The organism is Hydrogenophaga sp. NFH-34 (assembly GCF_021401345.1).
GTDB classification, from domain to species: Bacteria; Pseudomonadota; Gammaproteobacteria; order Burkholderiales; family Burkholderiaceae_C; genus Hydrogenophaga; species Hydrogenophaga electricum.
The window spans coordinates 125298-146752 of the sequence record NZ_JACBGE010000013.1; the positions used below are offsets into that span (position 1 = coordinate 125298).

Below are 21455 nucleotides of genomic sequence, written 5' to 3' on the forward strand. Positions count from 1 at the left end.
ACTTTTTCACATGAAGACCTTTGACGAACAAGTCCACGCGGATGTCCAACGCACACTAGAAGAGGATGTGGGCACGGGAGACTTGACAGCGGCGCTCATCCCAGCGGATCGTAGGGCAGTTGCCACCATCATCTGCAGGGAATCAGCCGTCATCTGTGGTCGTCTCTGGGTCGACGAGGTGTTTCGTCAATCCGCTCCTGCAGCCCAGATTCACTGGTTTCTCAATGACGGTGAACGGTGTGAACCTGGTCAAAAAGTCGTTGAGATCCAAGGCCTGGCTCGAGAGTTACTGACCGCTGAGCGAACATGTTTGAACTGGCTGCAAACACTCAGTGCCGTTGCGACCAAGACGGCTCAGTATGTCAAAGCGGTGGAGGGTACTGCCGCTAGCATTCTGGACACCAGAAAAACGATACCTGGATTGCGGACTGCACAAAAATATGCCGTGCGATGCGGAGGCGGAGTGAACCACCGCATAGGGCTTTTCGATGCGATCTTGATCAAAGAGAATCACATCGCTGCGGCTGGAGGACTGACTGCTGCGTTCAATGCTGCGCTCAAGGTCGAGTCTCTTGTCTCGTTCATTCAAGTAGAAGTCGAAACCCTTCGGCAACTCGAGGAGGCCCTCGACGCTGGCGTAAAGATGGTATTGCTGGACAACATGTCTCTTGAAGACATCAGAGCCTCTGTGAAGTTGGCCAAAGGGCGATGCAGTCTAGAGATATCTGGCGGGGTCACCTTTGAAAACCTTCGGACGTATGCCGAAACGGGTGTGGACCGAATCTCTGTCGGAGCGCTGATCAAGGATGTCAAGGCCGTGGATTTTTCCATGCGTTTCCAAGACAAACCCGTTGAGCAATAGTGAGCTCAGGTTTTCGAAAATCGGGGGTTGTCCTGGGATAACGTTGAAGTCCGCTTAAAAGCCAGACCGTCCAAGTACTAGGGGGACAGTTCATTCCCGGAGCGGTTCATTGTCGGCCGCGACTGAGTGATGGCTCTGACCGAAGTACTGACGTCAAGCATCAAGTACAAGGCAGCCCGAGCGGCAGGAAGAGACGCAGATCATCATGGATTTGTTGGCCGCGCGCTCCTGCTTGGACAGCAGTTGGTCGCGGTGATCGATATCGCCCGAGATGACCTTGGTCTCGCAGGCGCCACACACGCCCTCGCGGCAGCTGTGGTCGGGGCTGAGGCCCGCCTCAATGAGTGCGTCGAGCAGGGTCACACCGGGCGGCACCTGGACCGTTCGGCCGCTTCTGCGCAGTTCCACGGTGTAGCCGCTGGCGGGAATCGCGGGTGCGGTCGTCGGGGTGGCGGCAAAGCGTTCCAGGTGTACGTTCTGCTGGCCCAAGCGCTCGCAGGCGCGTTCATAGGCATCGAGCATGGGGCCGGGGCCGCAGCAATAGAAGTGGGTGCCCGGCGGATGGTCGGCGAGCAGGCGTTCGAGGTCAGGTGGGCCACCTTGCTCGTTGTCGAAATGACATCTCAGAGAAAGTCGGGAGTCGTGAGTCTCAACCAGCGCTTCGATCTCGGCCAGGAAGGCCGCCTCAGAGCGGCTTCGCGCGCAATAGACGAGCTGCGCCTCGCGCCCGAGCGCTGCGAGGCGCCGCAGCATGGCGTAGACCGGTGTGATGCCAATGCCCCCGGCCAGCAGCACGCTGCGTGGCGCGGCCTCGTCCAGCCGGAAGTGGTTGCGCGGCGCACCGATAGCGATGGTCTGGCCCACGCGAAGCTGCTCGTGTACGAAGCGTGAGCCGCCTCGGCTGTGGCGGTCGTTGAGCACCGCCACAGCATAGCGATGGGTCTCGCCCGGATTGACCAGGGAGTAGCTGCGCACCAGGCCGTTGCCCAAGTGCAGGTCGATGTGCGCGCCGGCCTCGACGGCGGGGAACGCGGCGGCAGGCGGCACCGGGCGCAGTTCGACACCGACGATACCCGGGGCTTCGTGGCGCATCTGGAAGACGAGCGCCTGCAGAGTTTTTGTGACCATGGCTTACATGATGTGCAGGCCGCCATCGACCATCAGCGTGGTGCCGGTGATGAATGAGGCCTCGCCGGATGCGAGCCAGAGGATGGGCCAGGCGATCTCGGCGGGGTCGGCCCAGCGGCCAACCAGCGAGGTGTCCTTGCGTTCGTTCTTGAGCTGTTCGACGCTCTTGCCAGCATGGTTCGCGCGGCCGAGGTGGAAGTCGGTCAGCGTCGAGCCCGGGCAGACGGCATTGGCGCGGACACCGTGCGGTGCCTCCTCGAAGGCCAGCGTGCGCGTATAGGCCAACTGCGCAGCCTTCGTTGCATCGTACAGCGCCATGCCCTTGCGGCCGGTGACCGCGTAGCATGAGGACACGTTGACGATGCTGCCGACACCCGAGCGCCTCAGCGCCGGCAGCGCCGCGCGGCAGTAGTTGGACATGCCCACCAGGTTGACGCCGACCATGGCCTGCCATTCGTCGGGCGTGGCATCGGCGGCGGCGCTGTAGTTGCGCATGGCCGCGTTATTGACCAAGATGTCCAGTCCGCCCCAAAGCGTGGCGCATTGCGTTACCGCCGCGTGCGCGGCCGCCTCGTCGGCCACGTCGGCCGCGACGCAAGCCAGCCGCGCGCCAGGCTGTGCCTGCTCGATCGCGGCGCGCGTGCGCTCAAGGGCCTGCGCATTCGCGTCCACCATCAGCACGGCCGCGCCTTCGCGGCTGAAGATCGAGGCGGCGGCTGCACCGATGCCGGCACCAGCGCCAGTGATCAGCGCGGTGCGCCCCGCCAGTCGGGAAGTGCTCATCTCAGTTCACTCCACCTTGGCGCCAGTGCTCTTGATGACCTTGCCCCAGCGCGTGATCTCGGTGCCGATCCAGTCGCTGAACTCGCGGGGTGTGGTGGCAACAACTTCAAACTCCATCTCGTGCAGCCGCTTCTGAATCTCAGGCGACTTCAGGATGCGGACGATCTCCGCGTGGTAACGACCAATGATCTCTGGTGGCGTGGCCGGCGGCGCGAGGAAGCCGATCCATGAAGTGGCTTCGAAGTCTTTGAGACCCGATTCCGAAAGCGTGGGAATGTCGGGCGTGCTCGGAAAGCGCTGTCGACCGGTCGAGGCCAGCAGCTTGAGACGCCCCTCCTTGACGAACCCCTGCACGTTGCCCGGCACGAAAAAGCCTGCCTGCACATTGCCCGCGATCAGATCCGCAAGCGCAGGCCCGGCCCCTCGATAAGGGATATGCGTCATCCGAAAATCGGCCGCCGACTTCATCATCTCCATGGTCAGGTGCGAGGCGCTGCCCATGGCCACGGAGCCGTAGGAGTACCGAGCGGGATTGGCTTTGACCTTGGCGATGAAATCCTGCACGCTGGTGAACCCGGCCGATGGGGTGGCCACCAGGTACTGCGGTGCCTTGACCGCCAGCGTGATGGGTGCCAGGTCCTTGGTCGGGTCATAGGGCATCTTGTCGAACAGCGTGACGTTGATGGCCAGTGGCCCGTTGTAGCCCACCAGCAGGGTGTGGCCGTCGGGCGCGGCACGCGAGACATCCAGCGCACCGATGTTGCCGCCCGCACCGGGTTTGTTCTCCACGACGAAGGGCTGACCAAATGCCTTGTGCAGCTCGGGCGCGACCAGGCGGGCCAACACGTCGTTGGTGCTGCCGACGATGGGTACGACGATGCGCACCGGTTTGCTTGGGCGCCAGTCGGGCGTGCCCTGCGCCCAAGCGGAAGGAATCGTTGCGGCGACCAATGCGGTGGTGAGGAGCCTGCGGGTGAATGTCATGGGTTGTCTCCGTGTTGTCATGGGAATGAAAGATCGTGCCGTCAAAGGCTGAAGACCGGCTTGCTCATGGCTGCGGCCAGGTTCTCGCGTGCCCATTCGACGGGGTCCTGGTCCCGGGGCAGGAGCACGCCGGCCGGTCGCACGTGCTGTTCGCCTGCGTCCAGCGCCGGCGGCGTCTGGCCTTCTTCGAGGCCCAGCGCGGCCTCGTGCAGCATGCGCCGCGCCATCACGATGGCCTTGTCGGTGGGCAGCAGCATTTCCGCTTCGTGGTCCTGGATCGGGCCCATGCTCTCCTGCAACGAGTAGTCCTGGGCCGCGAAACCGAAGATTCCGCTGTAGGAGCGCTTGTCTTTCTGGGCCTGGCGGTCCATGCCGTAATCGTTGTCGCGGTTGTACTTAGGAATGAAGCTGTCAGGAGCTTCGTATTCCACATGGATGCCCTTGCCGGCCTCCATGGCGGAGCGCTCCTCAGTCGTGAGCGGGCGATCGGGCTGCCAGTTGATGCTCCAGGCCCAGCAGTTGTGGTCGTCGATTGGCACCCACACGTGTCCACCCAGCGCGTGTTTGCCGAAGGGCGCGATCAGGGTGAACCAGGGGAACAGCCACTGCGTGATGCGCCAGTAATAGGAGTCGGGTTCGCCCAGGCGGCGGCCGAACAGGCTCAGCCCGAAGGTTTGCTTCTCGATCTCGAAGCTCACGTTGCCGTCGGCCTTGATGTAGTCCAACGCCTTGACGCCCTGGTGCATGGGGTCGCCGTCAACCTCGAAGCTGTGCACGTAGGATACGTGCGCGGTGTCGATGCCGCCTTCCATGGCCTGCAGATAGTTCGAGTACTGCACCCGTTTGGAGACGAACACGTGCTCGGCCGGCAACGTGCACCACTCAAGCTCAGGCGCTGCAGGCTGCTGGTCGGCCGGGCCCATGTAGGTCCAGACGATGCCGCCGCGCTCAATGCAGGGGTAGCCCTTGATGTGCATCCGGGCGCAAGCCTGGGGCGATGACGGCACATCCACGCACTGACCCATGCCATCGAACTTGACGCCGTGATAGGCGCAGCGAATGCCGTTTTCCTCATTGCGGCCGAAGTACAGCGACACGCCGCGGTGGGAGCAGAACTCGCTGATCAGGCAGGCTTGGCCGTCGGAGTTGCGGAACGCGAGCAGCTTCTCACCCAGCAGCTGCACGCGCACCTGCGGGCTGTCCGGCTCGGCGATCTCGCTCGACATCAGTGCCGGTACCCAGTAACGGCGCAGCAACTTACCCATGCGCGTGCCGGGACCGACGCGGGTGAGCGTTTCAGACATTTCCTTGTTCATGTGGGCTCCAGAGGTTGTACGTTGTATGAGACGGATGTCCATTATTTGGATGAGCTTGATTTAAGTCAAACAGAATGAACATGTTGTCCATCTGATGGACGTATTTTGTACAATCAACCATCACAGACACGGAGCAACGTGGGGACGACCATGAGCGATGACAGCGCGGACCGCGGGCCGGTGGTGGAGAAGCCGGGGGAAGGGGTGCGCGCGGTGGACCGCGCGCTGGACATCCTGTTGGCTTTCAGGGCGGGCGACCGGCAGTTGAGCGCGAGCGAGTTGCTGCGGCGCATCGATCTGAGCCGGCCCACGCTCTACCGGTTGCTGCGCACGCTGGAGCTGCGCGGCTTCATCGTGGCCTCGGGCGAGCCGCAGCGCTTCCAGCTCGGTCCCTCGGTGGCGCACTTGGCCCACGTCTGGACCTCCGGCCTGGACCTGGCGGAACTGTCGCAGCCCATGATGCGGCGTTTGTGGGAGCAGACCGGCGAGACTGTCGCGCTGCTGGTGCACCACGGCCGGGAGCGGGTCTGTGTGGCCGAGATGCCCAGCCCGCAGCCGCTGAGTTTCAAGCGCGGCGTGGGCCACAGCGAGAGCGTGATCCAGGGCGCGAGCGGGCGAGCGATTCTGGCTTTCGTGAAGGACGCGGCGAGCTACCTCGATGGCAAGGTGCCGCCCAATCAGCAGCCAGCCTACCTCGAAGGGCTGGCCCGCATCCGCGAGGCGGGCTATGCCATCAGCCGCGACGAACTCATCAAGGGCGCCGTGGCCATGGCGGTGCCGTTCCGCGCCGCAGGCGGCAAAGTCATGGGGTCGCTCGTCGTCTACGGACCCAGCGCCCGTCTGGACGACGCGCGGGTGCAGCAGATTGTGGCGCTGCTGCTGGACGCCTCGCGCGAGCTTTCAGCGAAAGCCGGCGCGACAACCGATTGAACTCTGCCAATTGGCGCAAGGGTTCACGCTGCGCGCTCAAGCTTGTCGAGGCGCACCGATGGATCTGCGATCACATCTGGAGACGGACAAGTCCCCTGCTTGAGCCAGCGCTTGGCGACCTTGATGTCCCGCGGCGCATTGACCGAGATCACGCTGTGCAATCGCTCGCCCGAGAACTGGAACACGGAGAACTGGCCCGACTCCACTGATCCGCGCTGAATGCCTTCCACATCGTTCAGCGGTATCCCCAGCACCTGTATGTTCAGGTTGTACTGATCGGACCAGAACCAGGGTATCTCGTCATAGGCCACGTCTTCTCCGGCCAGTGCCTTGCCTACGGCGATCGCCTGATTCTGGGCGTTGGCCCACGATTCGAGGCGCAAGCGGCCGCCTGCCCAGGTGCTGGGCTGGTTGGCCACATCGCCCACCGCATAGATGTCGGGGTCGGACGTTCTTCCTGCCTGGTCGACGACAATGCCGTCCCGGACCTCCAGCCCGCAGGTCTCGGCCAGGCCGGTATCGAGCAGCAGCCCGATCCCGACCACGACCGCGTCGAACTCCTGCGCCCCGCCGGGCAGTTGCACGGCCAGAGTGCGCTGACGCCCGGCAGTGATCGACGAGACCGTTGTCGACAAGCGGACCTCGACACCCTCTTGCTGGTGCTTCTCAAGCAAAAACTCTGAAAACCGGGGCGGCAGCGACCGCGCACACAGGCGGGAGCCCGCCTCCAGCAGCATGACATCGACCTGCTTCGCCCTCGCCGTCGCCGCGACCTCCAGCCCGATCCATCCACCCCCAATGACCAGCAAGCGTTTGCCAGGCACCAACTGCCTGGCGATGGCCATGGAGTCCTCGATCGTTCGCAAGACATGGACATGGGGCAGGTCCGCGCCAGGACACGACAACGGCCGGGGACGCCCGCCGGTGGCCAGCACGAGCTTGCCGTAGGGGACCACCGAGCCATCCGCGCACCGGACCTGGTGGCGGGAGCGGTCGATGTCGACCACCTCGACACCCGGCCGGAAATCGACTCCCAAGGCATCGCACTGTTGCGGGTCAAGCAGCACCGGCGGATGCGCCTCCGTCCCGCTGAGCACCCCCTTGGACAGGGGAGGACGCTCGTACGGCGCGTGCAACTCCCGGCCCAGCAGCGTGATCCCTCCCTTGTGCCCCCCCTGCCGCAGCGACCGGGCGACCCAAGCGCCGGCCTGGCCGGCTCCTACGATGACAACATCCATCTCTGTTTCCCGATCAGATGTTCAGCGGACGGGCCGCAGGTAGATGACCCCCTGCTCGACCTTGACCGGGTAGCAATGCAGCGGCTCGGTGCAAGGGGCGTCCACCGCGCGGCCGCTTCTGATGTCGAAGGTGCCCTCGTGCAAGGGACACTCGATGAGACAGGAGTCAACCACCATGCCCAGCGACAGATCCGCCTCGCCATGAGTGCACGTACCGTCCGTCGCATAGATTTCTCCACCGAGCTTGTACAGGCACACCCGCTTGCCGTCGACCTCCACCGAATGCGTGTCGTCCTCGTCGACATCGGCAACGCTGCCTACATTGATCCATTCATCGTGCATGCTGTCTCCACACAGTTGTTCCCATGGCGGCTGCCTCAGTCTTGCGACGTCATCGCGTCGATATAGTGGTTTTCCATGTGGTACAGCGCTTCCTCCAGCGGCGACATCGGACCGGGCTTGAAGAACTTCGAGCCTGCGGTGTTCTGCATGCCCTCCACCATCACCGCGTCCTCGGCGATGATCTGACGCACGAAGCCGACGTACTTGTCCATCTCTTCGTCGTAGTTCGAGATCGAGAAAGCGGCTTGCGGAAACAGCAGGTAACAGATGACCCGGGTTTCCGTGGGCGAGATGGGCCAGATGTGCCACATGCGAACGCTGTCGGCACGCATCGACAGGTTCAGGTTGGGATAGATGCCCGCTTTGCAGGCGATGCCGCTGGGCTTGTCTTGTGCCCAGGGCAGCGTCGGGAAGACCTGGTCGCCGGACTTCGAGTGTGGGCGCGCTTCGTACTGGGTATGCCAGCCGCCGTTCTCCAGCAGGTTGAAGCGGACCTGCTCGCCCTTGACGAAGCCACCGAACGTCCCTTTGTGAATGACGCCCACGTGGTAAATGTCGATCAGGTTCTCGACCAGGAATTTCCAGTTGCACTTGACGTCGATCTCGACCTTCTGCGCCAGCTTGCACTGGTCGGTCTGGAACCACCACAGCGGCTCCTCGAAGGGCGCGATGTAGTCCTCGAAGGACATCGGTTCGTCGCTGAAATTCACGAAGATCCAGCCGCGCCAGATCTTGACGTGCAGTTGCCGCAGGCTGCAGTTCTTAAGATCGACCTCCGAGGCCTTCATGCCGGGCGCGACCACCAGCTTGCCGCCCACGTCGTACAGCCACGCATGGTAGGGGCAGCTGAACTCCTTGGCGTTGCCGCTGCCCACCGCGACTTCGACCCCGCGGTGCAGGCATTGGTTCATGTAGGCAACGATCTGATCGGGCGCGGGGCGCGACACCACGATCGACTCCTTCATCACCTGGAAGGTGTAGTAGTCGCCGACGTTGGGTATCTCCTCGACACGCCCCACGGAGAGCCAGTACGTCATGAAGATCTGCTGCTTCTCCATGTCGTAGATTTCCGGCGAGCTGTACACCTCGCCCGGCAGGTGCCGTGCGCTGAGCAGCTTCTTGCGGGTTTCCTTGAATTTGGGACGAAGGTCCAGGAGTTGTTGCTCGGCGACTTGCATGGTGGTTGTCCTTTCAAAAGGGTGTTGACGGAGTGCCGCGGATGTTAGGCAATACATTGATCAATGTATAGATCGATGTGAGAATCGACATATTTCACCGGGAGAACCCTATGCCGCCGAAAGAAAATACAAAGACGCGACGCCAGAAGCGCCAGATCAACGACGTTGAGTACGTCAGCAGCGCCGAAGCAACGTCGACCCTGGGTGTGCGCCGGGAAACGCTGTACACCTACGTCAGCCGAGGGCTCATCAAGACGGTGCAGCGCCCGGGCGTGAAGGCCAAGCTCTACCGCAAGGCCGATGTCGAGAAACTCAGAAGCCGGGCCGTCGCTCGCTCGGGCGGACCGCAGGTCTCGCACGCCCTGCGCTACGGGGAACCCATCGCACAGACGTGGATCAGCGAGATCACGGCCCAGGGGCCACGCTATCGCGGCGTACTGGCGCGCGACCTGGTGCGCGATGGCCGATCATTCGAATTCGCAAGCGAACTCATCTGGACGGGGCTTGCGCGCACCAGGGACATCGCATGGCCAGCCCTGCAGGAAACCCGGCCACTGGAGCACCTGATCAAGCTCGCCTCGCACCCGGCCGACAGGGTCACGCCGCTCAAGCTGCTGACGCTGCTGACGACCTCGCTGTCGGCGTTCGAGCAGGCCGAAGGCGACATACAGGCGGCCGGTCTTGCGACGTACCGGCGACTGCTGCAGACCCTGGCCGGCGCGGCCGGCGTCTTCGGGCCGGACGCGAGGTTTTCCGCTCCCCGCGAAGGCGAGTTCGTGGCGCAGTGCATCGCCCGCGGGCTCGGCCTGGGAGACCGTGTGGATGCCGTGCAGGCCATCGATGCCGCGCTGGTGATGTCCGCAGAGCACGAACTGTCGGCGCCATCGTTCGCGGCACGGATATGCGCCTCCACGGGCGCCGACCTGCACGCCTGCGTCGCCACCGCGATGCTGACCCAGTCCGGAGCGATGCAGGTGGGCGGTGCCGTGGAGGTGGAGGCGCTGATCGACGCGCTGCCTTCGCGACTGGATCCCGAGGACGCTCTGTCGCTGGCAGCGGCCATGGGCTTCATGAGCAACGAACTGCCCTGCTTCAACCATCCCCTGTATGAAGGAGAGGACCCCCGCTCGGTGGTGCTGCTCGACATGATGGAACGCCTGACGTCGTACGGCCCCGACACGCCAAAGATACGGGCGCTGGTGGTCGGCGCCCGCCAGGCGGGACAGCATCCGAATGTGTTTGCAGCCCTCGTGATGCTTTGCAAGGCGATGGGGCTGCCCAATGGAACGGGCGCGATGCTGCACACCCTCGCTCGCACCACGGGCTGGATCGCCCACGCACTGGAGCAACGCCTGACCGGCGCCATGCTGCGGCCTCGGGCCAGATACATGGGGCAGCAGGGATCCAGTTGAGAAGACCCGTCAACCTTCGCCGTGACTATTCGAACACGAGCTTGGCCAGCATCGACCGCAGCCACTGGTTGGCCGGATTCTTGTGCGCGCGACTGTGCCAGAACTGGCGCACATCCGCGGCGGGGATCTTCAAGGGTACAGGAAGAATCTGAACGCCCCGGGCGTTGCGCGCCGCGTTGCGGGGAACGGTGACCACCAGGTTGGACCGCTCGACGACATCTGCCGCGACGTGGTAGTGGGTCACGCGCAGGACGACTTTGCGCTTCGCACGCATCTTCGCAAGCGTGTGCTCGACCAAGGCGTCTGCGTTTCCAGTGGCAACCGAAACGTGCTGCGCTTCCAGGAACTGCTTAAGAGTCAACTCGCCACTGATCGACGGGTGCTTTCTTCGCACCAGGCAGCAGTAGGGGTCGCCAAAGAGGCGCTGTTGGTAAAACCCGGTCTTCAGAAACGCGAGGTTTCCGATGGCGAGATCCGCTTCTCCACTCTGAAGCATCTGCGAATAGAGCTCATTGGGGCGCCGTAGCGCTTCGATGCGCACGTGAGGTGCCTCCCTGAGCACTGCGGGTACCAGTTGGGGCAGAACGATGGCTTCACCTGCATCTGACATGAGGATCTTGAACGTCCGTTCGGACTCTCGCGGATCGAAGCCGTGAGGGTGTTCCAAGGACGCCTGGAGGATCGACAGCGCGTGCCTAACCGGATCGATGAGTTCCTCGGCCAGCGCAGTGGGCTCCATGCCTCGCGATGTCCGGATGAACAGCACATCGGAGCAGGCCTTGCGCAGCCGAAGCAACGCATTGCTCATCGCGGGTTGCGACAGACCCGCAGCGACAGCCGCCTTGGAAACATTGCGCTCCGCATAGACAGCGGCGAAGACCCTCAGCAGGTTCAAGTCGAACGTCTTGATATTCATATCCTGAATTCTATTTCTCTCCAATATCGATTGGACGTGGTTGCCTTTCTCGAAGATCATTTTTCGAACGGATCAAAAACACATCAAGGAAACGAACTTATGGAGACAATGATCAAGACGCCTGTGCTGATCGTGGGTGGAGGCCCGGTGGGCCTTTCGATGGCCATCGAGCTGGGCTGGAGGGGTATCGAATCGATGCTTGTGGACGAGGGTGACGGGACGATCGAGCACCCGCGCACCGGCCTCATCGCGATGCGGACGATGGAGTTGTTCCGGCGCTGGGGTCTGGCCCAGCGCGTGCGCGAGTGCGGTTTCCCGGAGGACTATGAGCTTTCCATGGTCTTCTGCACCTCGCTCAACGGCTTGCTGCTCGACCAGGAAAAGTACCCGAGCATGCGCGATGCGCCGACACCGCCCGAGACGCCCGAAAAGAAGCAGCGCTGCCCTCAGTTGTGGCTACAGCCCATCCTTACCGATGCTGCACGAGCGGAACCGAAAACCAGGCTGCTCTTCAGGCACCGCTTCGAATCGTTGCAGCAGGACGACCAAGGCGTCACGGCGGTGGTCACCGATCTGAACACGGGCGAGCCGGTCACGATCCGCGCCGACTACCTGCTCGGTTGCGATGGTGCCACCAGCAGTGTTCGGGAGCAGGTCGGCATCAAGATGGAAGGCAAGCTGCTCAGCTACTCCGTCAACATCCTGCTCCACGCGCCAGGCTTGGTGAACCAACACAAAATGGGGCCTGCCGAGCGTTATCTCTTCGTTGGTCCGGAGGGGACCTGGGGCAACCTGACGGTCGTCGACGGGAATGAGATCTGGCGCCTGACCGTGCTGGGTACCGAAGAGAAGATGGACCTCAAGAATTTCGACGCGGCGGCCTGGGTCCGCCGAGCGATCGGTCGCGACGATGTCGCGTTTCATGTGGACTCCACCATCCCCTGGCGACGCAGCGAGATGCTCGCCGATCGCTACCACCAGGGGCGCGTTGTCCTCGTCGGCGACTCGGCGCACACGATGTCGCCAACGGGCGGCATGGGCATGAACACGGGTACGCAGGAGGTGCTGGACATTGGCTGGAAGCTCGAAGGACTTGTCAAGGGCTGGGGCGGTCCTGCCCTGCTGCGCAGCTACGATGCAGAGCGCCGACCGGTCGCGCGACGCAACATCGGTTTCTCCACCCAGAACTTCAGGGCATGGCAAGACACCCCCAGCCCGGCAGCGGTCTGCGACCTGACGCCCGAAGGAGAGCAAGTGCGCCAGGACCTTGGCCGACGCCTGCGCGAATCGACCCGGGTGGAGTGGGAGTCGCTGGGTCTGCAACTCGGCCACCGCTACGACGACTCGCCCATTTGCATACCGGACGGCACGACGCCGACCCCGGATGAATACTCGACCTACATCCCCACGACGCGGCCTGGTTCGCGCGCGCCGCACGTATGGCTCAGCGATGGCCGCTCGACGCTTGATCTGTTCGGCCACGGGTTCGTGCTCGTGTGCACCGACCCGAGGCTTCAGCACGAGGCGGACACGTTGGCCGAGGCGTTTGCCGCAAAAGGCGTTCCATTCCGGATCGAATCCATCGAGCAAGCTGATGTGGCGGCCGCATATGAGCGCCCCCTCGTACTGGTCCGACCGGATGGCCATGTCGCTTGGCGCGGCGCCCAGGTGACTTCTCCGGACCAATTGGTAGATACCGTGCGCGGCGCCGGATAGTTCGAATCGCTTTCCCCTTCCCATCGATAACACAAGGAGACATCCTCATGAACATGCTCAAACCTCTTGCCCTTGGCCGCGCCACCAAAGCGCTTGTGCTTGCGCTTCTCGGGCTGAACGCTGCGCTGCCGGCCCATGCCGACGAGTACCCCAGCAAGACCGTCACGATCGTGGTTCCCTTCACCGCCGGCGGAAGCAACGACGTTCTTGCCCGCACGGTAGGACAAAAGCTCAGCGAGTACTGGAAGCAACCGGTGATCGTCGAAAACCGTCCCGGGGCTGGCGGCAATCTTGGAACAAAGCTGGCCGCGAAGGCGGCACCTGACGGCTATACCTTGCTGGTGGTTGCCAACAACTTCGTCACCAACCCTTTCCTTTATCCAGATGGGCGCGCTGGCTATGACCCGGTCAAGGAATTCGTTCCCATCACCCAGTTGGGGCGCGTTCCTTTTGTCCTCGTCGTCAACCCCAATGTCGCTGCGAAGTCGACCCAGGAGCTGGTGGCGCTGGCCAAAGCCCAGCCAGGTAAGCTGTCTTATGGCTCCGCTGGTGTCGGCACGCCACACCATTTGACTGGGGAACTCTTCAAGAGCATGGCTGGTATCGACATGGTGCACGTTCCATACCGTGGTGCGCAGCCCGTGGTCGCGGATCTGCTCGGTGGCCAGATCCAGGTGCTTTTTGGCGTCGCCAACTCGGTGCTGCCCCACATCAAGACCGGCGCCCTGCGCCCGCTGGCGGTGGGTGGCGAGCAGCCTCTGTCCTACCTGCCGAACGTTCCGACCGTGGCCAGCGCCGGCTTCAAAGACTTCCGCAGCGAGGTCTGGATTGGCCTCGTCGCCCCCACAGGTGTACCAGCCGACATCGCTGCCAAGATCGAAGAATCTGTCGGCCGGGCTTTGCGCGACCCTGCCGTAAAGGCCTCTCTGGAAGCGCAAGGGCTGGAGCCGACTCCGTCGACCCCGGCTGCCCTCAAGGCACTCATGCACGAAGACACGGTGCGTTGGTCCAAGGTCATCAAAGAAACCGGCGCGCGTGCCGAATGAATTGAAACGCTTCGTTCCCTCCTCATGCCATCACGAATCACCGAGTGACGAAATCATGCCGGACATTCCCATCACCTACCAAACGGGTATGTGCAACGAGTTTGCCTCTGAAGCGCTCCTCGGGGCGCTCCCTCAAGGGCGCAACTCACCACAACGCGCACCCTTTGGGCTCTATGCCGAGCAGATTTCTGGCACGGCGTTCACCGCGCCCCGGCATGCCAACCGCCGCGCCTGGCTGTACCGCATTCGACCATCCACCATGCACCAGCCTTTTGTGCTTTTGGATTCAGGTCGATGGATCAGCCGGGCCGACGATGCGCCGGTGACGCCGAACCAGTTGCGCTGGGATCCGCTCCCTGTGCCTGGGCAGCCCACCGACTTCATCGATGGCATGACCACCATGGCGGTGAATGCGGCCTGTGCCATTCACGTGTACACCGCCAACCGGTCGATGGAAGATCGCTTCCTGTACGACGCCGACGCGGAGTTGCTCATCGTCCCCCAGGAGGGTCGCCTTGAGCTGGCAACGGAAATGGGGCGCCTGCTCCTGGAACCCCAGGAGATCGCCGTGATTCCCCGAGGCGTGCGCTTTCAGGTTCGGCTACCAGACGCCCGCGCGCGCGGCTACGTGTGCGAGAACTTCGGCGCCGCCCTGAAGCTGCCGGACCTCGGCGTCATCGGTTCCAATGGTTTGGCGAACCCGCGCGACTTCTCTACCCCCGTCGCGGCCTACGAGGACCGGGAAGGCGATTTCGAACTGGTCGCCCGCTTCCAGGGCAATCTCTGGAGCGCGCGCATCGGGTACAGCCCTTTGGACGTGGTTGCCTGGCATGGCAACCACGCCCCCTACAAGTACGACCTGCGGCGTTTCAACACCATCGGTTCAATCAGCTACGACCATCCAGATCCTTCGATCTTTCTCGTGCTGCAATCCGTCAGCAACACCCCGGGTGTCGACACCATCGATTTCGTGATCTTTCCGCCTCGCATACTCGTAGCGCAGGACACCTTCAGGCCACCCTGGTACCACCGCAATGTCGCCAGCGAATTCATGGGGCTCATTCACGGCGCCTACGACGCCAAGGCGGAAGGTTTCGTGCCGGGTGGTTCGTCCCTGCACAACTGCATGAGCGCGCACGGCCCTGACGCAGACACGTTTGCCAAAGCCAGCGCTGCAGACACAGCGCGAGCGGACTATCTGACCGAGACCATGGCCTTCATGTTCGAGTCAAACGAAGTACTCAGGCCAACGAGGTTCGCCATGGAGTCCGCTCAGCTGCAACACGATTACTACCGCTGCTGGCAAGACCTCAAGAAGCACTTCAACCCGACACAAGCATGACGCCCTTGAACGAAACCCACTCGATTGACCTGCGCAGTTGGGTGGCCTCGGCGAACGACGGCGCGACGGACTTTCCCCTTCAGAACCTGCCTTTCGGTATCTTTCGGCGACGCGGATCCAATGAGTCGTTTCGAGGAGGCGTTGCGATCGGAGACCAGATCCTCGACTTGGCTTCGGCGGTTCATCGAGGTGTCTTCAACGGTCTGGCTCAGGGCGCAGCGGTCTCGGCATCGCGCGAACGGCTCAACGATTTCATGGCCATGGGCACATCCGCTTGGTCCGCGCTGCGACTGGCGCTGTCGCGCGCGCTGCGTGAAGGCGCGAACGAGCGCCATGCGCTGGAAGCATGCCTGGTTGCGCAATCGGCGGCGGAGCATGCACTGCCCGCGACCATCGGCGACTACACCGACTTCTACATCGGCATCCACCATGCCACGGCCGTTGGTCGGCTTTTCAGACCAGATACCCCACTGCTTCCGAACTACAAGTGGGTGCCCATCGGATACCACGGGCGCAGTTCTTCGGTGGTTGTCAGCGGTGAGCCCATCTACCGCCCACACGGCCAGAGCAAGGGCACCGCCGACACGCCAGACTTTGGGCCCAGCAAGCGCCTGGACTACGAACTGGAACTCGGCTTCTTTGTAGGCCCGGGCAATCGGCGAGGTGCGCACATCCCCATCGAAGATGCCGAAAGCCACCTGTTTGGCCTGGCGCTTTTCAACGACTGGTCTGCTCGGGATATCCAGCCCTGGGAATACCAGCCTCTGGGTCCGTTTCTGTCCAAGAACTTCGCCAGCACCTTGTCTCCCTGGATCGTGACGTTTGAGGCATTGGCACCGTTTCGGGCCTACTGCCGGCGAGCACAGGGTGATCCCGAGCCGCTGCCCTACCTGCGGTCTGACGAGAACATGGCCCGCGGCTCGCTCGACGTCCAACTCGAGGTCTTGCTCCAAACAGAGAAAATGAAGCATGTGGGCAGCCAGCCTGTGTGCCTGTCATGCTCAAGCTTCGTGGAAGCCGCCTACTGGACGCCCGCCCAGCTGCTGACACACCATGCGGCCGGGGGCTGCAATCTCAACGCAGGAGATCTGCTCGGCTCCGGCACACTGTCCGGACCACATCCCTCGCAGGCTGGCTCACTGATCGAGAAAACCATCGGAGGGCGCGAAGCCATCACGCTGCCTTCGGGAGAGAGTCGAATCTTCCTGGAGGATGGAGATACGGTTTCCTTGCGCGCTTGGTGCGAGCGCGAAGGAGCACAGCGGATCGGATTTGGAGAATGCGTCGGCACTATCCGGGCGGCCCCATTCGACACTCCAGGCGCCTTGCACCCAGCTCAAACCGGCCATCCCCACGGCGACTAAGCCATTGCTCGCTTCTGGTACCCGGAGCCCGCGCCGTTGATTTTCGCGTAACGCTTCGAAGGACACACCTCAAGTGGAAAGTGGATCCGGCGAAGTTAGATACCAACTCTGTCGATAAGGGCGTTGCGTTACCTTTCCTAGGTGTATACCCTAACGTTATTCCTTGAAAGCTTAGGCATAAAATAATAAACTTCGATAACTAAGAAGCCTGCAGAAAATTAGGAGACAAGTTGTGCCATTGGTTAGTCAGAGAGATTTTTTGTCCGGCCTCATGTTCATGATCGTCGGAAGTTCGTTCGCCTGGGGTGCCGTGGACTACGAGATTGGACAAGCGGCCCGCATGGGGCCCGGTTATTTTCCGTTCATGCTCGGCCTGATTCTGGTCGGCCTGGGTGCACTGGTCGCTGTGAATTCATTCCGCAGCGGCCCTCCGGGTGGCGACCGGATCGGTTCCATCGCTTGGCGCCCTCTGGTGTTCATCTTGGGCGCCAACCTGCTGTTCGGTGCCTTGCTGGTGGGCCTGCCATCCTTTGGACTGCCTCCATTCGGTTTCATCGTCGCCATCTTCGGCCTAGTCACATTGTCCGGTTACGCCCGACAAGGCTGCAAGCTGAGGGAGTCGATCATTTTGGCGACGATCCTGGCCGTTGGCAGCTATGTGGCCTTCGTGAAATTGCTCAATCTGCAGTTTCCCGTGCTGCCTTGGTTCCTGGCCAACTGATCCGAGGAGAACAAGAACATGGATCTGATCAACAACCTGCTGCTGGGTTTTGGCGTCGCGTTCACCTTCCAGAATCTGATTTACGCCTTCGTCGGCTGCTTGCTGGGCACCTTGATCGGTGTGCTGCCCGGCATCGGCCCGCTGGCCACCATCGCCATGTTGCTGCCGGCGACCTATGGCCTACCGCCTGTGGCGGCCCTCATCATGCTCGCTGGCATCTATTACGGTGCGCAGTACGGCGGATCGACCACCGCCATCTTGGTGAATCTGCCAGGCGAATCGTCCTCCGTAGTAACGGTGCTGGACGGTTACCAGATGGCACGCAAGGGCAGGGCAGGCCCGGCCCTTGCGGCCGCCGGCCTGGGCTCCTTCTTTGCCGGTTGCGTGGGTACGCTGATCCTGGCCGGTTTTGCCGCGCCGCTGACGGAGGTAGCGCTGGAATTCGGTCCCGCCGAGTACTTCTCGCTGATGGTGGTGGGCCTGATCGGGGCCGTTGTGCTGGCCTCCGGATCGCTGCTCAAGGCCTTGTCCATGATCGTGCTGGGGCTCCTGCTGGGCCTGGTCGGCACCGACGTGAATTCCGGCGTGGCCCGCTACAGTTTCGACATCCCCGAGCTCACAGACGGCATCAGCATTCTCGCCATCGCGATGGGTATCTTCGGCTACGGCGAGATCATCCAGAACCTGTCGCACCCGGACGAGAAGCGCGAGGTGTTCACCGGCAAGGTAGACCACATTTTCCCGACCGCCCAGGACTTTAAGCGCATGCTGCCTGCCGTGCTGCGTGGTACCACGCTGGGTTCGGCGCTGGGCATCCTGCCCGGCGGTGGCGCGCTGCTCTCGGCCTTCACCGCCTACACGATCGAGAAGAAGACCAAACTGCAGGCAGGCGAGATCCCGTTCGGCCAGGGCAATATCCGCGGCGTGGCCGCGCCCGAAGCTGCCAACAACGCGGGCGCCCAGACCTCGTTCATCCCGCTGCTGACGCTGGGCATTCCGCCCAACGCCGTGATGGCACTGATGGTCGGCGCCATGACCATCCACAACATCCAGCCGGGTCCGCAGGTCATGACCAGCAACCCCGAACTGTTCTGGGGCCTGATCGCCTCGATGTGGATCGGCAACGCCATGCTGGTGATCCTGAACCTTCCGCTGATCGGCATCTGGATCAAGCTGCTGACCGTGCCTTACAAGTGGCTGTTCCCGGCCATCGTGCTGTTCTGTGCCATCGGCGTCTACTCGACCAACAACAACAGCTTTGACATCTGGATGGTCGCCTTGTTCGGCCTGATCGGCTATGTCTTCATCAAACTGGGGTGCGAGCCCGCACCGCTCCTGCTGGGCCTGATCCTGGGGCCCATGATGGAGGAATACCTGCGGCGCGCCTTGTTAATCTCGCGAGGTGAATGGTCAGTATTTGTGACCCGTCCGATCTCGGCCAGCCTGCTGGTGGTGGCGCTGGTGCTGCTGACGATCGTCCTGCTGCCGGCCGTGAAGAAGAAGCGCGAAGAGGCCTTCGTCGAGGATTGAAGGTTACTCTGAGGCGTTCAGTATAGCCATACATCACCCTGATTAATTCATGAGGACATTAGCATGACCGCCGACTCAAACTTGAGCAGTAATTCTCCCATTGATAGCTTTTCCAGTTGTCATGATGGGATTATTTCACACTTAAATAGGTTTGGCGAAATCACTAGTCTTGTTAAGGCGGCAACCAGTGCCCGGAAGATAGCTGAGGATACTGTAGCGTTCTTCAGAGTGGCAGTGTTTGACCATCACTCAGAAGAAGAGCGAGATTTGTTTCCTGCTGTCCTGGCCAATGCAGAGCCTGGAGAGGAACAGTCCATTGCTCGGACGTTGGTGGATGGACTTACAGCAGAGCATAGGGAAATTGAGTCTCAATGGGTACGTTTAGAGCCCAAGCTGGTGAAGCTCGCGAAAGGACACATTGTCGAAATCGATGAAGCGGCTGTTCAGAAACTCGTAGATCAGTATACAGCTCATGCGAGGCTGGAAGAACGCGAATTCTTGCCTCTGGCAGAGAAAATTCTTGGCCGGAGGGATCCCAAAATGGCAGCACTTGGACTCGCTTTGCACACACGCCACGCTTTTCGTGCTGCACGTCGCGGCTTGCGGGGATCTTGATAATAAGCCACAAGAGTCGGAAGTTGTGGGGGTAAATAGTTAATTGGCTACATGCTTGTAACATTCGCGGTTATTTTTAAAATTTTCGTGTCAAGCAGATTGAAAGCGTCATGAGAAAAGGCATGCCCACACCCAGATCGAAGGAGTGGCGTAAGAAAAAATTGCCGCCCTCGATCACTGAATTATTCCCAATAGACTGAGTGCATCACGCCAATTGGGATAATTAGGAATATGCAGACGACTCTTGTATTCGATGATCTCCGCGCTTTTGTTGTCGTGGCCCACTGTCGGAGCATATCTGAAGCCGCAATAGTGCTTCGCCTCGCTCAACCAGCGCTGAGCAGACGCCTAACGCGTCTCGAGAAGTGCGTAGGGAAACGCTTGGTTGAGCGCAATTTTCGAGGAATTGCTCTTACAAAGGAAGGGCGTGCATTGCTCGAGGATGTTCAGGGTCCTGTCTCAGCGGTCGTAGCCATTGAAAAAAGCCTTTCGCAGTCATGATCACAGGATCGTAAACTTTCTCTTTACGTCTCCTGCGGTACAAAGCGGCTGAGATGGCCTAATGATCTTTCCATGGTCGAGTTTCAAAGGAGTCCGTCGACCAAGAGGACAAGAATTTGATTTGATCAATGGGTCACTTGTGTCAGTGAGTTGAAAATTCGGGATGGTGTAATCAGGTAGTGACAAATGGTGCTAGCTGAAACAAGATAATAAGAGGATCATTGATGAACGACATTAAGGTCGGCGGGGCAGAACGCTCTGCACCAACGGGTCGAGCGAAGAACTGCAAGCTCTACAAATTCACGATCGGAAAACCTTGCACGTCCTGAGACTTCTTTGAGGGGGGCTTTAACGCATGTGCAGGGCCAGTACCGCCTGTGGATGGCGCTAGTCGACCAGGCTTGCTGGCAAAACAAAGGTGTCGAGCAAACAATGTGGTGAGCGCCGCTTTTCAGAATACGTCTACTACCAAAGTGACTTAATGAAAGAATGATGTCCTCCTCATCCGGACAGCGGTACCTCGCCTCAATGCCGTCTCAGACTTTGATGCTTTAGTGGCTAACGGGGTCGTTCTGTTGTGTGGCAGCGAACAGGTGCATACCACGCTCGAAAGCTACCCGGTGCTGAAGACCACAGTGACCTCGATGCAGGCGAGGTGGTGCAGCGTCAGATGTTCAGAAACTGCGGTTGCAGGGGCCGGGTTACAGCACCCTCAAACTTGCGGCACGCGACCTCTGGCTCAGTGCTAAACACGCGTTCATAGCATGAACAAGATGCACCCCACAGACAAAGATTTGAATCTGCTCATTATCTTTGAGGCGTTAAGGAAGGTCTGCACAACACCCGCCACGGCGTGAGTTGATGCACTCAATTTCGGATGGCGGCGATTTCAGGCCCGCAAGGTCGGTTTGAAGGCCGATTTCGCCCTGTTTCGTGGCCCTCTGGCCGCATTTGGACGCACTCATCCCCGCATCTCCTGCAGCAACGTGCGTCGCACCATCCACAGGTTGGACAGCGCAAACAGCGTGTGCAGCTGCGCCGTGTTCTTGGCCAGTCCCCGATAGCGCACCTTCACATGCCCGAACTGGCGCTTGATCACCCGGAACGGGTGTTCAACCTTGGCCCGGATACTCGCCTTGACCTGCTCCAGCTGGTCCAGGATCGCGCCCATCGCCGTGCTCTTGTCCAGCGCCTTGCGCTTGCCCGGTCGCATCGCCACATGCCAGTTGACATTGATGCCTTGGGTCTCTGCTCGCTTGTCCACGCCCTGGTAGCCCGCGTCGGCAAAGACGTCTGTTTCGTCTCCATGCACCAGCGCGTGCGCCTGCGTCACGTCGTTGACGTTGGCCGCTGTGCCCACCACCGTGTGCACCAGTCCCGAATCCGCATCCACACCGATGTGGGCTTTCAGTGAGCGTCCAGTCAGCCCATCTTGAAAGCCGAGGCGGTTCATAGGAGCCTCGAGTCCACTTCAACTCTTGGTGGACTCGTGAACACTATCCCCGATCAACAAGCAGGTCCGCGACAGCGG

General features: G+C 61.4%; 19 protein-coding genes and 1 pseudogene. 11 read left to right on the plus strand and 9 right to left on the minus strand.

What is annotated here, in order from left to right; translation table 11 throughout:
• Positions 1–10: 10 nt before the first annotated feature.
• Positions 11–862, plus strand: coding sequence for a carboxylating nicotinate-nucleotide diphosphorylase (gene nadC, locus L0977_RS14200; RefSeq protein ID WP_234265501.1), 852 nt, complete (start codon positions 11–13; stop codon positions 860–862).
• Positions 863–1015: 153 nt separating this feature from the next.
• On the opposite strand, the gene L0977_RS14205 is transcribed toward nadC, so the two are convergent.
• Genes L0977_RS14205 through L0977_RS14220 form a run of 4 tightly spaced genes read right to left on the minus strand, consistent with a single transcriptional unit; the run spans position 1016 to position 5073 of the window.
• Positions 1016–1990, minus strand: a complete 975-nt coding sequence (locus L0977_RS14205) for a PDR/VanB family oxidoreductase (RefSeq protein WP_234265502.1) — start codon at positions 1988–1990, stop codon at positions 1016–1018.
• A gap of 3 nt (positions 1991–1993) precedes the next feature.
• Complete coding sequence (locus L0977_RS14210) at positions 1994–2773, minus strand: SDR family NAD(P)-dependent oxidoreductase (protein ID WP_056277431.1); 780 nt, start codon at positions 2771–2773, stop codon at positions 1994–1996.
• Positions 2774–2779: 6 nt separating this feature from the next.
• Entirely contained in the window at positions 2780–3757 is a 978-nt protein-coding gene (locus tag L0977_RS14215; protein WP_056277428.1) for a Bug family tripartite tricarboxylate transporter substrate binding protein, read from the minus strand.
• 41 nt (positions 3758–3798) lie between these two features.
• Entirely contained in the window at positions 3799–5073 is a 1275-nt protein-coding gene (locus L0977_RS14220) for a Rieske 2Fe-2S domain-containing protein (RefSeq protein ID WP_234265503.1), read from the minus strand.
• Positions 5074–5223: 150 nt separating this feature from the next.
• Between L0977_RS14220 and L0977_RS14225 the strand changes: the two genes are divergently transcribed.
• On the plus strand, positions 5224–6003 hold the full coding sequence (locus L0977_RS14225; protein ID WP_056277424.1) for an IclR family transcriptional regulator: 780 nt from the start codon (positions 5224–5226) through the stop codon (positions 6001–6003).
• 23 nt (positions 6004–6026) lie between these two features.
• On the opposite strand, the gene L0977_RS14230 is transcribed toward L0977_RS14225, so the two are convergent.
• Genes L0977_RS14230 through L0977_RS14240 form a run of 3 tightly spaced genes read right to left on the minus strand, consistent with a single transcriptional unit; the run spans position 6027 to position 8761 of the window.
• Positions 6027–7241 (minus strand): NAD(P)/FAD-dependent oxidoreductase, encoded by a 1215-nt coding sequence (locus tag L0977_RS14230; RefSeq protein ID WP_234265504.1) that lies wholly within the window; start codon positions 7239–7241, stop codon positions 6027–6029.
• A 21-nt stretch (positions 7242–7262) separates the two neighbouring features.
• Positions 7263–7583: a non-heme iron oxygenase ferredoxin subunit gene (locus tag L0977_RS14235; RefSeq protein WP_234265505.1), complete on the minus strand. Its 321-nt coding sequence runs from the start codon at positions 7581–7583 to the stop codon at positions 7263–7265.
• A gap of 35 nt (positions 7584–7618) precedes the next feature.
• Complete coding sequence (locus L0977_RS14240; RefSeq protein ID WP_234265506.1) at positions 7619–8761, minus strand: aromatic ring-hydroxylating oxygenase subunit alpha; 1143 nt, start codon at positions 8759–8761, stop codon at positions 7619–7621.
• 110 nt (positions 8762–8871) lie between these two features.
• On the opposite strand from L0977_RS14240, the gene L0977_RS14245 reads away from it, so the two are divergent.
• Positions 8872–10173, plus strand: coding sequence for a citrate/2-methylcitrate synthase (locus tag L0977_RS14245; protein WP_234265507.1), 1302 nt, complete (start codon positions 8872–8874; stop codon positions 10171–10173).
• Positions 10174–10198: 25 nt separating this feature from the next.
• Here the strand turns inward: L0977_RS14245 and L0977_RS14250 are convergent, their stop codons facing one another.
• Entirely contained in the window at positions 10199–11089 is an 891-nt protein-coding gene (locus L0977_RS14250; RefSeq protein WP_234265508.1) for a LysR family transcriptional regulator, read from the minus strand.
• Between the two features lie 99 nt (positions 11090–11188).
• Here L0977_RS14250 and L0977_RS14255 point away from each other — a divergent pair, with 99 nt between their 5' ends.
• The 8 genes from L0977_RS14255 (at position 11189) to L0977_RS25700 (ending at position 19924) form a co-directional block, all read left to right on the plus strand.
• Entirely contained in the window at positions 11189–12805 is a 1617-nt protein-coding gene (locus tag L0977_RS14255) for an FAD-dependent oxidoreductase (RefSeq protein ID WP_234265509.1), read from the plus strand.
• Between the two features lie 47 nt (positions 12806–12852).
• Positions 12853–13851, plus strand: a complete 999-nt coding sequence (locus L0977_RS14260) for a tripartite tricarboxylate transporter substrate binding protein (RefSeq protein WP_234265510.1) — start codon at positions 12853–12855, stop codon at positions 13849–13851.
• A 55-nt stretch (positions 13852–13906) separates the two neighbouring features.
• On the plus strand, positions 13907–15193 hold the full coding sequence (hmgA, locus tag L0977_RS14265) for a homogentisate 1,2-dioxygenase (protein WP_234265511.1): 1287 nt from the start codon (positions 13907–13909) through the stop codon (positions 15191–15193).
• On the plus strand, positions 15190–16557 hold the full coding sequence (gene fahA / locus L0977_RS14270; RefSeq protein WP_234265512.1) for a fumarylacetoacetase: 1368 nt from the start codon (positions 15190–15192) through the stop codon (positions 16555–16557). Before hmgA ends, fahA begins: the two co-directional genes overlap by 4 nt.
• A 232-nt stretch (positions 16558–16789) precedes the next feature.
• Positions 16790–17278, plus strand: coding sequence for a tripartite tricarboxylate transporter TctB family protein (locus L0977_RS14275; RefSeq protein ID WP_234265513.1), 489 nt, complete (start codon positions 16790–16792; stop codon positions 17276–17278).
• Positions 17279–17296: 18 nt separating this feature from the next.
• A complete protein-coding gene (locus L0977_RS14280) occupies positions 17297–18808 on the plus strand; it encodes a tripartite tricarboxylate transporter permease (RefSeq protein ID WP_056277395.1) in 1512 nt (503 codons plus the stop codon).
• 63 nt (positions 18809–18871) lie between these two features.
• Entirely contained in the window at positions 18872–19423 is a 552-nt protein-coding gene (locus tag L0977_RS14285) for a hemerythrin domain-containing protein (RefSeq protein WP_082585977.1), read from the plus strand.
• Between the two features lie 231 nt (positions 19424–19654).
• Positions 19655–19924: a LysR family transcriptional regulator gene (locus L0977_RS25700; protein ID WP_082585976.1), complete on the plus strand. Its 270-nt coding sequence runs from the start codon at positions 19655–19657 to the stop codon at positions 19922–19924.
• 961 nt (positions 19925–20885) lie between these two features.
• Here L0977_RS25700 and L0977_RS14290 read toward each other — a convergent pair.
• Positions 20886–21335 (minus strand): annotated as a pseudogene (locus tag L0977_RS14290) (IS5 family transposase); the annotation flags it as partial.
• Positions 21336–21455 lie beyond the last annotated feature (120 nt).

Excerpts from the sequence above, each read along its gene's own strand:
- fahA (WP_234265512.1), top strand. The coding sequence starts at position 15,190 with ATGACGCCCTTGAACGAAACCCACTCGATTGACCTGCGCAGTTGGGTG.
- L0977_RS14210 (WP_056277431.1), bottom strand. The coding sequence starts at position 2,773 with ATGAGCACTTCCCGACTGGCGGGGCGCACCGCGCTGATCACTGGCGCT.
- L0977_RS25700 (WP_082585976.1), top strand. The coding sequence starts at position 19,655 with ATGCAGACGACTCTTGTATTCGATGATCTCCGCGCTTTTGTTGTCGTG.
- L0977_RS14240 (WP_234265506.1), bottom strand. The coding sequence starts at position 8,761 with ATGCAAGTCGCCGAGCAACAACTCCTGGACCTTCGTCCCAAATTCAAG.
- L0977_RS14235 (WP_234265505.1), bottom strand. The coding sequence starts at position 7,583 with ATGCACGATGAATGGATCAATGTAGGCAGCGTTGCCGATGTCGACGAG.
- L0977_RS14255 (WP_234265509.1), top strand. The coding sequence starts at position 11,189 with ATGGAGACAATGATCAAGACGCCTGTGCTGATCGTGGGTGGAGGCCCG.
- L0977_RS14285 (WP_082585977.1), top strand. The coding sequence starts at position 18,872 with ATGACCGCCGACTCAAACTTGAGCAGTAATTCTCCCATTGATAGCTTT.
- L0977_RS14225 (WP_056277424.1), top strand. The coding sequence starts at position 5,224 with ATGAGCGATGACAGCGCGGACCGCGGGCCGGTGGTGGAGAAGCCGGGG.
- nadC (WP_234265501.1), top strand. The coding sequence starts at position 11 with ATGAAGACCTTTGACGAACAAGTCCACGCGGATGTCCAACGCACACTA.
- L0977_RS14220 (WP_234265503.1), bottom strand. The coding sequence starts at position 5,073 with ATGAACAAGGAAATGTCTGAAACGCTCACCCGCGTCGGTCCCGGCACG.
- hmgA (WP_234265511.1), top strand. The coding sequence starts at position 13,907 with ATGCCGGACATTCCCATCACCTACCAAACGGGTATGTGCAACGAGTTT.
- L0977_RS14250 (WP_234265508.1), bottom strand. The coding sequence starts at position 11,089 with ATGAATATCAAGACGTTCGACTTGAACCTGCTGAGGGTCTTCGCCGCT.
- L0977_RS14205 (WP_234265502.1), bottom strand. The coding sequence starts at position 1,990 with ATGGTCACAAAAACTCTGCAGGCGCTCGTCTTCCAGATGCGCCACGAA.
- L0977_RS14215 (WP_056277428.1), bottom strand. The coding sequence starts at position 3,757 with ATGACATTCACCCGCAGGCTCCTCACCACCGCATTGGTCGCCGCAACG.
- L0977_RS14280 (WP_056277395.1), top strand. The coding sequence starts at position 17,297 with ATGGATCTGATCAACAACCTGCTGCTGGGTTTTGGCGTCGCGTTCACC.
- L0977_RS14260 (WP_234265510.1), top strand. The coding sequence starts at position 12,853 with ATGAACATGCTCAAACCTCTTGCCCTTGGCCGCGCCACCAAAGCGCTT.
- L0977_RS14230 (WP_234265504.1), bottom strand. The coding sequence starts at position 7,241 with ATGGATGTTGTCATCGTAGGAGCCGGCCAGGCCGGCGCTTGGGTCGCC.
- L0977_RS14245 (WP_234265507.1), top strand. The coding sequence starts at position 8,872 with ATGCCGCCGAAAGAAAATACAAAGACGCGACGCCAGAAGCGCCAGATC.